Origin of the sequence: Staphylococcus sp. HMSC62A08 (assembly GCF_001839105.1) — a bacterium.
In the GTDB taxonomy this organism is placed as follows: Bacteria; Bacillota; Bacilli; order Staphylococcales; family Staphylococcaceae; genus Staphylococcus; species Staphylococcus caprae.
The window spans coordinates 1-14,096 of the sequence record NZ_KV840045.1 but is presented as its reverse complement, the minus strand read 5'-3'; the positions used below and the strand labels follow the sequence as shown (position 1 = coordinate 14,096).

Below are 14,096 nucleotides of genomic sequence, written 5' to 3'. Positions count from 1 at the left end.
ATGATTAATTACTAATCCTTTGATTCATTTTATAGTTATAATAATAGGTCGTTAGTAGTGAAATTTCAAGTCGTAACATACGCTTTTTAGAAAAATGAATTCAGCGTATGTAAATGACAATCTTGGAAGCTCTTATACATATTTTTGTAAACGAGATAATACTTTTTCTTTACCTAATACTTCAATTGTATTTGGTAATTCTGGTCCGTGCATTTGTCCTGTTACAGCTACACGAATAGGCATAAACAATTGTTTACCTTTGATTCCAGTTTCTTTTTGAACTTCTTTAATTGTTTTCTTGATTTCAGCAGCTTCAAATGGTTCTAAAGCTTCTAATTTACCATACAAGTGGTTCATTAATTCTGGAACTTGTTCACCATTCACAACTTCTTGTTCTTCTTCATTAAGTTCAGGCATTTCATGGAAGAACATTTCTGATAATGGAACGATTTCACCTGCATAACTCATTTCTTTCTGATAAAGTGCAACAAGTTTGCGTCCCCAATCTTTATCTTCTTCAGAAGGATTTTCAGGGATGAGGTTTGCTTTGATTAGATGCGGTAAAGCCAATTCAAATACTGTTTCAGTGTCTTTCGTTTTCATGTATTGGTTGTTTACCCAAGCTAATTTTTGTCTATCAAACATTGCAGGTGATTTAGATAAACGTTTTTCATCAAAGATTTTAATAAATTCTTCTTTAGAAAAGATTTCTTCTTCGCCTTCAGGTGACCAACCCAATAATGTAATAAAGTTGAATAGTGCTTCTGGTAAGTAGCCTAAGTCACGATATTGTTCAATAAACTGTAGGATTTGACCGTCGCGTTTACTTAACTTCTTACGTTCTTCGTTAACAATAAGGGCCATATGTCCAAAACGTGGTGGTTCCCAACCAAACGCTTCATAAATCATTAATTGTTTTGGTGTGTTAGAAACATGGTCGTCGCCACGAATAACATCTGAAATTTTCATATAATGATCATCTACAGCAACTGCAAAGTTATATGTTGGTACACCGTCTTTTTTCACGATAACCCAGTCGCCTATATTATTAGAGTCGAATGAAATTTCACCTTTAACCATATCGTTAAATGTATAAGTCTTATCTTTAGGCACACGGAATCGAATAGAAGGTTTACGGCCTTCTGCCTCGAATTGTTGACGTTGTTCTTCTGTTAAGTGTGCATGTTGACCACCGTAACGAGGCATTTCACCACGAGCAATTTGTCCTTCACGTTCTTCTTCTAATTCTTCTTCTGTCATATAACATTTATATGCTTTATCTTCGTCAAGTAATTGTTGAATTAGTGGGTTATAAATGTCCGCACGTTCAGATTGGCGGTATGGGCCATAACCTTTATCTTTATCGATAGATTCATCCCAATCTAAGCCTAACCATTTTAAGTTATCAAATTGAGAAGATTCTCCGTCTTCGAGGTTACGTTTGCTATCTGTATCTTCAATACGAACAACAAAATCTCCATCATAATGTTTCGCAAATAAATAGTTAAATAATGCTGTTCGAGCATTACCAATATGCAAGTATCCAGTTGGACTCGGTGCATATCTTACTCTAATGCGTTCACTCATTATATTCACTCCTATGATTATTAATTATGGGCTGATGTAATGGCAGAAGTTGATTAAAAGAAATCATTACATTTTAAAAGCAATTGTAATTTCTTTATTTTTTAGCCACTTTTCAAACCAATTTAAGCATGTAAGCTGCCAAGTTTTTGATGGTTTAATTCAATTTTAAAAAAGTTATTCAAAAGTTAATGATGTGTTGGACCATTCCTTTGTGAATAACTTCCCTCAATAATTGATTATTCATTCTTACATAACATTCAGTAATATTGTAGCACTTAAATCCGTCTTTGATAAGTCTATTGTTTACGTAAGTCTTCTTCAAACTTCTCTTTATATATAAAAAGGTTTCATGTAAAATTCATATTTCAGTTCAAAATATACCGTTTCACATGAAACCTGCTTTTGATTTAATTTTCAGAATTGGGAGTGTCTTCTTCATGATGTTTCGCAAAAACAATCCTACCTGAAGAAGTTTGTAATAGACTCACTACTTCTAAATTAACCTGTTGACCAATTAATTTCTTCGCGTTGTCAACAACTACCATCGTACCATCATCTAGATAACCTACACCTTGACCAGGTTCTTTCCCCATCTTAGTTAAAAGTATATTTAAGCGGTCACCCTGATGAACATTTGGCTTAATCGCCTCTGATAAATCATTGACATTTAATGCTGTAATGCCTTGCACGTGACACACTTTATTTAAATTATAGTCAGTGGTAATGACATGGGCATGATGCTGTTGCGCTAACTTAATGAGTAATGTATCGATATCACTATGAGACTTCGTCGGATGTATCACACGTGTAGGGTAATTCAAATCATAGAGTTGATTAAGGATATCTAAACCACGCTGTCCTTTCTCACGCTTTACACTATCATTTGCATCTGCTACAACTTGTAATTCATTGATGACTCCTTGAGGAATAAGGATATCGCCATCGATAAAACCGCAACGAATGACATCTAATATACGACCATCAATAATCGCGCTTGTATCTATAATCTTTGGTATAGCTTTACGTGTATTATAAGACATGGATCTTGCCATATTTTCCGGCAAAAACATTAACATCTCATCGCGTTTCTTTAAACCAAATTGGAAACCTAGATAACATAAAATAATCGTAATGATAATAGGAATAAAATGATTAAGTATCGAATTTCCTATAAGTTCTAAAATAAAAGAAACCATAACTGAGATAAAGAGTCCTATAATCAGACCAATTGTTGCAAATAAAATTTCCACTGCACTTCGTCGCATAATGACTTGTTCAAGTTCTTTAAAAGCATGGGTCACTCTTTTAATAAAAAATCCAAATATAGCAAAAAATAAAATAATGCCTACAAATCCATCTACATAGTGATTCGTAATAATCGGTGGAACTTTCATACCTATATCAGCTACGACTTCTGGAATAATAATAATTCCTAATGCAGCGCCGATAATAATATAAATAACTAACACCATTAATCTAATGATACTCAACCTTATCCTCCTCTCACGGATGTCTATTCTCTGTATGTATACTTATTTCAGTATTATTGAATCGAGATTTCATACGCGTAAATTTATTGTAGTAAAAAACGACATGCGTTGAATGAAAACATCAAATACATATATACTTCTTTGATACATGATAAACATTTTCATTCTTTTCATAAAATACTTTCTATGAAGAACGGAGCGCATATTTTAAAGCTTCATGGACAGAAGATACACCAATCACTTGGATACCTTCTGGGAAAGTCCACCCTCCTATATTTGTTTGAGGGATAATCGCACGTTTGAAACCAAGTTTAGCCGCTTCTTGAATCCGTTGTTCTATACGAGAGACTCGACGAACTTCGCCCGTTAGACCTACCTCACCTACAAAACAGTCTAAGCCGTCTACAGCTTGATCTTTAAAGCTTGAGGCAGTGGCTACTATAATACTTAGGTCTACAGCCGGTTCTGTTAACTTCACTCCACCTGCAACTTTGATATATGCATCTTGTTGCTGAAGCAAGTAATTTTCTTTCTTTTCTAATACTGCCATAAGTAAGCTTAACCGATTATGGTCAATACCTGTAGCCATACGTCTAGGATTATTAAACGTAGTAGGTGTAACTAATGCTTGTACCTCAATCAGCAAAGGACGTGTGCCTTCCATGGTTGGCACAATGGTCGATCCTGGTACATTAGTTGATCGTTCTTCTAGAAACATTTCAGAAGGATTTAAGACACCTTTCAAACCACTCTGCTTCATTTCGAAAATGCCCATCTCATTTGTAGATCCAAAACGGTTTTTAACCGCTCTTAAAATTCGGTATGCATGATGTTCATCGCCTTCAAAGTAAAGCACCGTATCTACCATATGTTCTAGCAATCTCGGCCCTGCTATCTGACCTTCTTTCGTCACATGCCCAACAATAAATGTCGCAATATCCATTTGCTTCGCGATATTCATCAGACTTTGTGTACTTTCTCTTACTTGAGACACTGATCCTGGCGCTGAACTTATTTCTGGATGATAAATGGTTTGGATGGAATCCACGACGAGTAAATCTGGGCGTTCATCTTTAACGGTTTGGTGGATAACTTCTAAATCCGTTTCAGCTAAAACGTTGAGTTGACTAGAATCTTCTTCTAAACGCTCAGCACGTAGTTTAGTTTGATTTATCGATTCCTCACCAGTGATATATAAGACATTTTTACTTTGAGATAACGCAGCACAGATTTGCAACAGTAATGTAGATTTACCAATACCTGGGTCTCCTCCGATAAGCACAAGTGACCCACTTACAATACCTCCACCAAGCACTCGGTTAAATTCTTTTGAATCTGTGAGAATTCTAGGCGTCGTCTCATGTTTAACACTATTTAATTTCTGTACTTTTCCTGCTGCTTCTTTAGTTTTCACACCATGTTTAGGGTTCGCAGCTTTCTCTACAATTTCTTCCATTTGGTTCCATGCACCGCAATTAGGACACTTCCCCATCCATTTAGGAGATTGATAGCCACACGCCATACATTCAAATATTACTTTTTTCTTGGCCACTTTTGCACCTCCAAATTGTTATGAACAAATCTATTTTAAACTGACAATTTGATTATGACAAATTAAATGTGAATGATTTTGATAACGATTAATTTTATTATGAATTTATGCTTATGCGAGTTGAGAATTATTGATTTTTCGAGAAATTTAATTTCCTTAAGTTTATTTTAATTCTTATACATCGCACTGCATTCTATGAAAAATAAAGATAAATTAGTTTATCTGAACATACGGAAAAATTTATGAATAAAAAAAGGTACCCCTCAATTAAAGAGGAATACCAATAATAGTCATAGATTACTATCGTTGATTCAATTTTACTTTCTATGCGTTATATCAATTTAAGCTTCTGTCGTTTCTTTTTCTGAAGATGTTTTCTCGTGAATATCATATTTAAACTCTTCGCCATTATGATCAATAGTAACTTCTTTACCTTCAATCTTGTTACCATCTAAGATTAATTCACTTAAGTTATCTTCTACAGTTTTTTGAATTGCTCTAATTAATGGACGCGCACCGTATTCTGGATCGTAACCTTCTTCAGCAATTTTTTCTTTCGCTTTATCAGTTACAACAATATTAATATTTTGTTCAGAAAGACGAGCAGTAAGTTTATTTACCATCATAGTAACGATTTCTTTCAATTCTTCTTTAGAAAGTTTGTGGAATACAATGATATCGTCTACACGGTTTAAGAATTCTGGACGGAATGAATTTTTAAGTTCTTTCATCATTGTTTTACGAATTGTTTCATAATCGTTACCTTCAGAAGCGCCACCAAATCCTGCAAATCGTTGGTCTTGTAATTCTTGTGCGCCAACGTTTGAAGTCATGATGATGACTGTATTACGGAAATCTACAGTACGACCTTTCGTATCAGTTAAATGGCCATCATCTAAGACTTGTAAAAGGATGTTAAATACATCAGGGTGGGCTTTTTCAATTTCATCAAATAGGATAACTGAGTATGGTTTACGTCTTACCTTTTCAGTTAATTGACCACCATCGTCATGGCCTACATAGCCTGGAGGCGCACCTACTAAACGACTCACTGCATGTTTCTCCATAAACTCACTCATATCAACACGAATCATTGCATCATCTTCACCAAACATAGATTCAGCTAATGCACGTGCTAATTCAGTTTTACCTACACCAGTAGGTCCTAGGAAGATAAAGCTACCGATTGGACGTTTAGGATCTTTAAGTCCCGCACGAGCACGTCTCACAGCTTTACTGATTGAATTCACTGCGTCATTTTGACCAATTACACGTTCGTGGAGTGTATCTTCAAGATTGAGTAAACGTTCAGATTCAGTTTCGTTAATTTTAGTTAATGGAATACCTGTCCATCCTGCAATTACTTCTGCTATATCTTCTTCAGATAATGCCGTACTTACGCCACCTTGAGAATTTTTCCATTCATTTTTAGCGTCTTCATATTGTTTTTCAAGTTTAGATTGTTTATCTCTTAAATTAGCTGCATTTTCAAATTCTTGTGCATGAACAGCAGCATCTTTTTCATTTTTAACATTTTCAATTTCTTGTTCAATTTCTTTAAGATTGTTAGGTGTTGTATGACTTTTAAGTCTAACTTTAGAACTTGCTTCATCAATAAGATCGATTGCTTTATCTGGTAAGAAACGATCAGATACATAACGGTTGCTTAATTTTGCAGCTGCTTCTAAAGCTTCATCAGAAATATTAATTCTATGATGTGCTTCATAACGATCGCGTAAGCCTTTCAAGATTTCAATTGTGTCTTCTACTGTTGGTTCATCAACTTGAACGGGTTGGAAACGACGTTCTAATGCTGCATCTTTTTCAATGTTTTTACGATATTCATCTAAAGTTGTAGCACCTATACATTGTAATTCTCCTCTAGCTAGGGCTGGTTTAAGGATGTTAGATGCATCGATAGCACCTTCAGCACCACCAGCGCCAACTAATGTGTGTAACTCATCAATAAATAGAATGACGTTACCTGCTTGATGAATTTCTTCCATAACTTTTTTCAAGCGTTCTTCGAATTCACCACGGTATTTCGTACCAGCAACTACAGTACCCATATCAAGTGACATGACGCGCTTTTCTTTTAATGTTTCTGGTACTTCATTATTAACAATCGCTTGTGCTAAACCTTCAGCAATTGCTGTTTTACCTACACCTGGTTCACCGATAAGTACTGGATTATTTTTAGTACGACGGCTTAACACTTCAATGACACGAGTGATTTCTTTATTACGTCCTACTACGGGGTCTAAAGTACCATCTTTCGCTATAACAGTTAGGTCTCTAGCTAAACTATCCAATGTTGGTGTATTATTTGATTTATTTGCTTGAGCATTTTTATTACTCATTTCTGGGCTACCTAAAGCTTTAACAACTTGCGCACGTGCTTTTGTGATATTTAAATCTAAGTTGGCAAACACGCGTGCTGCGACACCTTCATTTTCACGGATTAAACCTAAAAGAATGTGTTCTGTACCTACGAAATTATGATGTAACTTTCTTGCTTCATCCATTGAAAGTTCAATCACTTTCTTAGCTCTAGGTGTGTAATGTAACGTGCCCATTTGTTCTTGACCGTGACCAATCAACTTCTCAACTTCTTCAATCACTTTGTCTTCAGTAATATTAAAACTTTCTAATACTTTAGCAGCAATACCTTCAGGTTCTTTCATTAAACCTAATAAAAGGTGTTCTGTACCAATATTTGAATGGTTCAAACGAATTGCTTCTTCTTGTGCATGCGCTAAAACTCGCTGCGCACGTTCTGTTAATCTACCAAATAGCATATATAAAATACCTCCTATTTTATATGTTCTCTTAATAAATCGGCTCTTTTTTCATTTACTGTTTTATCATCATCTTCATCTATTAAAAATGGTGACTGTATACCTACCATTAATTCATTAAATTTAAAATCATTAAGCGTTATATAATTTAAATCGATACCGAGTTTGACTTCACTTAAGCGATAGGATGCTTCTTCCATTGAGATAATTCTACTATTTTGTAGAATCCCTAGCGAACGATAAACTCTATCAAGCGTTTCTACTGGATTATGCTTATCAAGTCTTTCTCTAATTTGTTTCTCTTCATTGATGATTTGGTTAACGACTTCAGTTAAATTATCAATGATTTCTTCTTCAGTTTTCCCTAAAGTGAGTTGGTTTGAAACTTGATAAATGTGACCATATACTTGTGAACCTTCTCCATAAATACCTCGAATCGTAAATCCAAAACGATTAATCGTCTGTGCAATACGGTTCATTCTCTTCATGATAGAAAGTCCAGGTAAATGTAACATGACACTCGCACGCATACCTGTGCCTATATTTGTTGGACAGGTTGTAAGATAGCCTAAATGTTCGTCATAGCTAATATCTAGTTCTTGGTCCAAGTCATCATCAATCTTTGAAGCTCTTTGATATAAATCATTGAGCGACAAGTCAGTTCCTAACGCTTGGATACGAATGTGGTCTTCTTCGTTAATCATCACACTTAGAGATTCATCTTCGTTAAGCAATACTGCAGAGGCTGGTTGTTTAATAAGTTCAGGACTTACAAGATGTTTCGCAACTAATTTCATTTTACTTTGTTGATCCATTGTATCTAAACGTTGTAACTGTAAGTCTGGAAGCGCATCTTGAACTTCATTTATTACTCGAAATCCTTCTTGCTCGGACGGGAACATCAAAGGATGAACATGATTCTCAAGATTTCTTGCTAATCTTATTCTTGAAGAAATGACTACAGGTGCCTCTTCAGTCATTTTCATCCATTGACTAATGTTAGTATGAATGTCACTCATGACGAGACACCTCACTTTCATCTTTTAATGCTTTAATTTCGTCACGAATCACTGCAGCTTCTTCAAAGTTTTGTTCTTCTATTAATTTATTTAGATATTTCGTTTTTTCTTCGATTTGCTTTTTAATTGCAAGTTTCTTATGTGAAGATTGAGGCGTTTTACCTACATGTTCAAATTGTCCACCTTGTACGCGTCGAACGATATCTATAATGTCGTCTTTAAACGTGGCGTAGCAGTTAGCACAACCAAATTTACCAACATGCGCGATATCTTTCAGTGTCATATGACATGTCGGACATTGCTTCTCCTCTTTAAACGCCATTTCTTGAAAATTAATACCATGTTTCGTAGCGAGATGTTGTAATATTTGTTTGACCACAAATGCTTCTTCTATATCGTCTTGATGCGAATGGTAAGACGTGTCGTCATGGGATTGATGCCAAGGATTATCGCCTTGAGCACATATTGAGCATACCCATTTTTCATGCGTACCGTCTTTACTTTTAACTGTTAATTTTACTTCCGCTTCATTTAAATGGCAATTTTCGCAAAGCACGTTTAAACACCTCACTTCATTTAATAATAGTTAATCACTGGTAATAATCGTTTTAAAATATTAGCTCTTATAATATCTCTTGCAACGACATCCATTTTTAGTGTTTCTCGATCAATAACTGCTTGTATCATTTTAGCTTCTCTGTCATTAATCAATCCTTTGTCTAATAAACCATCTATTATATAATAAGCTTGTTGTTGTGAAATAGAAGGTCCAATCAATTGAAGTAAGTGATTAATATAACCTGTTGCATCTTTGTTTTCAATTTTAGTGATTCGGATATAACCTCCACCACCGCGTTTACTTTCTATTTCATAACCATGTTCGTTTGTAAAACGAGTCTTAATAACATAATTTAATTGGGAGGGTACACAATCGAATCGTTGTGCAATATTTGCACGTTGGATTTCTACCACATCTTCGTTTGTTTCCTCGAATAAATGTTTAATGTATTGTTCTATGATGTCGGACATGTTATGCATGGATATCACCTCTTTTTGACCTTCTTTGACTTTATTATATGACCACCTTTGACCTTTTTCAACCAATTTGATTTTAAAATTTAAATTTTATGATGTTAGCGCGTTCAATTTATTGTATGATAGAGAATAGAAAAAATTAAAGGAATGAAAAAAATATGCATATTGTGATTGGGATTATAGGAATTATTTTCTTTTTAGCACTCGCATTCTTATTTAGTTCAGACAGAAAAAATATACGCTGGAAGTATGTTGGTTTACTATTAGTAATTCAACTTATATTCGCATTTATTTTATTAAAAACACATATCGGAATCAGTGTCATCGGTAGTATTTCGTATGGCTTTAGTTACCTATTAAAGCAAGCAGCGGAAGGTGTCAATTTCGTATTCGGTGGTTTTAAATTTGTAGATCCAAAGAACCCACCATTCTTCTTTAGCGTATTGTTACCTATTGTATTTATTTCAGCACTTATCGGTATATTACAATATACGCGAATCTTACCGCTTATTATTAATTTTTTAGGTTTCTTAATTTCTAAAATTAATGGCATGGGACGTTTAGAATCATATAACGCTGTAGCAGCAGCAATCTTGGGACAATCAGAGGTATTTATTTCATTAAAACAACAACTGCCATACATACCTAAACAACGTTTATATACGTTAACAGCATCAGCTATGTCTACAGTATCGGCATCAATTATCGGTGCATACTTCACGTTAATTGAACCTAAATATGTTGTAACAGCTGTTGTTCTTAATTTATTTGGTGGTTTCATCATCGCGTCAATCATCAATCCTTATAAAGTGAATGAAGAAGATGATAAATTATTAGTTGATGAAAGTGAAACTAAGAACCAATCATTCTTCGAAATGCTCGGGGAATACATTTTAGACGGATTTAAAGTTGCGGTCATCGTAGGCGCAATGTTAATTGGTTATATAGCTATCATCGCTTTATTAAATGGAATCGTCAGCGGTATCTTTAGTTTATTCTCACACGGTGCAATTACCTGGAATTTCCAAACATTGATTGGATTTGTCTTTGCTCCATTTGCATTCTTAGCAGGTGTACCATGGCATGACGCTGTTCAATCTGGTTCTATTATGGCGACTAAATTATTATCAAATGAATTCGTTGCAATGCAAGCACTTGGTAAAACACATGGTTTATCTGAACACGCTAAAGGTGTCACTTCAGTATTCTTAGTATCATTTGCTAACTTTAGTTCGATCGGAATCATTTCAGGTGCAATTAAATCATTAAATGATAAAAAAGGTGACGTCGTCGCACGTTTCGGATTAAAACTATTATTTGGTGCAACACTTGTATCATTTATTTCAGCAGCCATCGCAGGATTCTTTATTTAATTCATACTTAATTATTGCAGGAGTAACTTGGGGAGTTACTCTTGCTTTTTTATTTTTAATTTAGAATTTATACTTTTTTGAAATGCATTTTCCTCAAAATAAAAAACGGCCATCTTCAAGATGACCGCTTTATTAGAAAATGTTCAATCCTTCTTAATCATATGATTAATGAAATATTCAGTTACTCGATAATCATCGGTTAATTCTGGATGGAATGAGACTCCAAGATATTTCCCTTGTTTCACTGCCACAATTTTATCGCCTACTCGGCTTAGCACATCAACGCCTTCTTCAACCTGAGCAATATGAGGAGCTCTAATGAATACACCTTCAATATCTTCTGCAATTCCTTTAATATCAAGCTCAGATTCAAAGCTATCGACTTGTCGACCAAATGAATTACGCTCGACGGTAATATCTAACTTCTTCAGATAACCTGACTCTCCCTCTACATCTTTGGCAAGTACAATTAAACCTGCGCAGGTACCAAACATTGGTAGATCAGAATTCTGTAATACTTCTTTGAATCCGTATAAATCCATTAATCGTCTTAATGTTGTGGACTCTCCACCCGGTAAAATCAATCCATCAATCTCTTCAAGTTGTTCTACTCTTTTCACTGCAATGCCCTCATGACCACTTAATTCTATATGACGAATGTGTTCACGAACCGCACCTTGCAACGCTAATACACCTATTTTCATAAATTACCAACCACGCTCTTGCATACGTTCTTCTAATGAAATTTGGTTAATATCTAAACCTTTCATAGCTGTGCCAAGCTCACTTGCTAATTTACCAATCAGTTCATAATCTTGATAATGTGTTGTAGCTTGTACAATTGCTTTAGCAAATTTTTCAGGATCTTCTGATTTGAAAATACCTGATCCTACGAATACACCGTCGGCACCTAATTCCATCATTAAAGCAGCATCTTGGGGCGTTGCTACACCGCCTGCTGCAAAGTTAACTACTGGAAGACGACCTTTATCCTTAATTTGCTTTAATATTTCAAAAGGCGCACCTAATTCTTTCGCAAATGTCATGATTTCATCATCGTTCATAACAGTCAGACGACTCACTTCAGCATTTACACGGCGCATATGACGAACAGCTTCAACAATATTACCTGTACCTGGTTCACCTTTAGTTCGTAACATTGCTGCTCCCTCACCAATACGGCGTGCAGCTTCGCCCAGGTTACGACATCCGCATACAAATGGTACTGTAAATTGATCTTTTCTTAAGTGATATTCTTCATCAGCTGGAGTTAATACTTCAGATTCATCAATGTAATCGACACCCATTGCTTCTAATACTCTAGCTTCAGTAATATGTCCAATGCGGGCTTTAGCCATAACAGGTATAGACACTGCGTTCATTACTTCCTCAACAATTTTAGGATTAGCCATGCGTGCTACACCGCCTGCTGCTCTGATGTCTGATGGAACGCGTTCTAGTGCCATAACTGCAACTGCACCTGCTTCTTCAGCAATCTTAGCTTGTTCTGCATTGACAACGTCCATAATGACGCCACCTTTTTGCATTTCAGCCATTCCTCTTTTTACTCGTTCTGAGCCTACAATTTTTGACATGTTATTTACCCCTTTACTTCTTGATTAAATTCATTTTAAAAGATAAACTGATATTTAAAAAGGTACAATTTATACATAAAACAAGGGGCCAGTTTATATGAAATCAACACAACCACTTTACTTATCCCTATATGAAAAATTAAAAAAACAAATTATTGAAGGTCTATACCATTCTAATGATAAATTTCCTTCTAAACGACAACTGAGCGAACATTTATCAATGAGTCATACGACTATTGAACATGCATATCAATTACTATTAGATGAGGGGTTTATTTATTCAAAACCTAGATCAGGTTATTATGTATCAGATATAGAATCTCTACCTGTTGTCAATACAGAGTCTTATCATGATTATATGGGGAATGAAATCAATGAAGAAACTTATAACAATGATGGACCTCAATACGCTTTTAACCTAGCTGAAATAGATTCGGAAAGCTTCCCTATGCACATTTTCAGAAAATATGCCAAAGACGTGTTCGAAGATGATCAACTCGATCTATTACAACGTGGTGAAGTTCAAGGAGTTTATGCGTTACGACAACAAATTGCACATTACTTATTTAATAGTAGAGGCGTAACATGTCACCCTAATCAAATCATCATTGGTTCTTCTACCAGTCAACTGCTTGATATGATTACCAACTTACTGAAACATGAAAAATTTATTATTGAGAAACCAAGTTACCCTCCAATTAAACACGTTTTAGATAAAAAGAATATGAATTACTTACAAGTTCCAGTTGATAAAAACGGTATACAAATCCAACCTATACTAAATTCACAAAATAACGTCTTATATATTACACCATCCCACCAATTTCCAACTGGCCACGTCACTAATCTCAAAAAAAGAACGCAACTTATCCAGTGGGCTCAAAAAGATACGCATCGTTATATTATTGAAGATGATTATGATTCAGAGTTTAGATACTTTGGCAAACCAATCCCGGCTTTACAAAGTTTAGATACTAAAGGAAAAGTTATATATATCAGTACATTTTCAAAATCACTATTCCCTAGTTGTAGAATTGCATACATAGTATTGCCTGAAAAAGTAATGAACACTTATAAACAAAGAAGATTTAAAGAAGGAAATACCGTACCCGTTCATCTTCAACATATGGTTGCAAGATTCATGAGTAGTGGTAGTTTTGAAAGACATTTAAATAAAATGCGAAGAATTTATAGAGATAAATTGAATTATATATTAAAAAAACTCGCTCAATATAGTGAACAGTTAAAAATAGAAGGCGCTTTGACTGGTATGCATTTCACCTTAACTGTAATGAATGGTTTGAGTGTACCCCAATGCTTAGAGAAAGCAAAAAAGAACAATCTAAAATTAGAATTGTATAACTATGAAGACACACCTTCTAAATATCCTAAATTCATTTTAGGTTTCGGCGGGATTAAACAAGATGCGTTAGAAGACCATGTGAACGCCCTGATTAACTCGTTAATTATAAAGTAACACTTCTTTTTTAAAAGTTAGTGTTACTTATGCGATAGCTTTTAGGCTATCGTATTTTAATTAACATTTGTGAAAAGAATCATTCTTTCTCTATAGCTAATCGCTTTTGTACCTGTCGGGGCGCCGATTGCTTTTTAGACATAAAAAAAGAGACCTTTCGGTCTCGATTC

Annotated in this window: 11 protein-coding genes; 2 read left to right on the top strand and 9 right to left on the bottom strand. The window is 34.9% G+C overall.

Annotated elements, in window-relative coordinates; genetic code table 11:
- Positions 1–132: 132 nt before the first annotated feature.
- From gltX to HMPREF3264_RS10430, 7 genes are all read right to left on the bottom strand, one after another.
- Positions 133–1,587 (bottom strand): glutamate--tRNA ligase, encoded by a 1,455-nt coding sequence (gltX, locus tag HMPREF3264_RS10460; RefSeq protein ID WP_002441075.1) that lies wholly within the window; start codon positions 1,585–1,587, stop codon positions 133–135.
- Positions 1,588–1,994: 407 nt separating this feature from the next.
- Positions 1,995–3,059: a PIN/TRAM domain-containing protein gene (locus tag HMPREF3264_RS10455; protein ID WP_002441071.1), complete on the bottom strand. Its 1,065-nt coding sequence runs from the start codon at positions 3,057–3,059 to the stop codon at positions 1,995–1,997.
- Positions 3,060–3,261: 202 nt separating this feature from the next.
- On the bottom strand, positions 3,262–4,629 hold the full coding sequence (gene radA, locus HMPREF3264_RS10450; protein WP_002441068.1) for a DNA repair protein RadA: 1,368 nt from the start codon (positions 4,627–4,629) through the stop codon (positions 3,262–3,264).
- A 341-nt stretch (positions 4,630–4,970) separates the two neighbouring features.
- On the bottom strand, positions 4,971–7,427 hold the full coding sequence (locus HMPREF3264_RS10445) for an ATP-dependent Clp protease ATP-binding subunit (protein ID WP_070832658.1): 2,457 nt from the start codon (positions 7,425–7,427) through the stop codon (positions 4,971–4,973).
- A 14-nt stretch (positions 7,428–7,441) separates the two neighbouring features.
- On the bottom strand, positions 7,442–8,446 hold the full coding sequence (locus tag HMPREF3264_RS10440; protein WP_002441063.1) for a protein arginine kinase: 1,005 nt from the start codon (positions 8,444–8,446) through the stop codon (positions 7,442–7,444).
- Complete coding sequence (locus HMPREF3264_RS10435) at positions 8,439–9,002, bottom strand: UvrB/UvrC motif-containing protein (RefSeq protein ID WP_002441061.1); 564 nt, start codon at positions 9,000–9,002, stop codon at positions 8,439–8,441. Before HMPREF3264_RS10435 ends, HMPREF3264_RS10440 begins: the two co-directional genes overlap by 8 nt.
- A gap of 20 nt (positions 9,003–9,022) precedes the next feature.
- Complete coding sequence (locus HMPREF3264_RS10430; protein ID WP_037541112.1) at positions 9,023–9,484, bottom strand: CtsR family transcriptional regulator; 462 nt, start codon at positions 9,482–9,484, stop codon at positions 9,023–9,025.
- Positions 9,485–9,639: 155 nt separating this feature from the next.
- Between HMPREF3264_RS10430 and HMPREF3264_RS10425 the strand changes: the two genes are divergently transcribed.
- The gene (locus HMPREF3264_RS10425; protein ID WP_002441057.1) at positions 9,640–10,854 is read left to right on the top strand and encodes a NupC/NupG family nucleoside CNT transporter; all 1,215 of its coding nucleotides are present in this window, start codon (positions 9,640–9,642) and stop codon (positions 10,852–10,854) included.
- A gap of 143 nt (positions 10,855–10,997) precedes the next feature.
- Here HMPREF3264_RS10425 and pdxT read toward each other — a convergent pair whose 3' ends face one another.
- Together pdxT and pdxS are read right to left on the bottom strand one after the other, a co-directional pair.
- Positions 10,998–11,558, bottom strand: coding sequence for a pyridoxal 5'-phosphate synthase glutaminase subunit PdxT (gene pdxT / locus HMPREF3264_RS10420; protein WP_002441056.1), 561 nt, complete (start codon positions 11,556–11,558; stop codon positions 10,998–11,000).
- A gap of 3 nt (positions 11,559–11,561) precedes the next feature.
- The gene (gene pdxS, locus HMPREF3264_RS10415; RefSeq protein ID WP_070832655.1) at positions 11,562–12,449 is read right to left on the bottom strand and encodes a pyridoxal 5'-phosphate synthase lyase subunit PdxS; all 888 of its coding nucleotides are present in this window, start codon (positions 12,447–12,449) and stop codon (positions 11,562–11,564) included.
- A gap of 97 nt (positions 12,450–12,546) precedes the next feature.
- Here pdxS and HMPREF3264_RS10410 point away from each other — a divergent pair, with 97 nt between their 5' ends.
- Positions 12,547–13,926 (top strand): MocR-like pyridoxine biosynthesis transcription factor PdxR, encoded by a 1,380-nt coding sequence (locus HMPREF3264_RS10410; RefSeq protein ID WP_070873286.1) that lies wholly within the window; start codon positions 12,547–12,549, stop codon positions 13,924–13,926.
- The last annotated feature ends 170 nt before the right edge of the window (positions 13,927–14,096 follow it).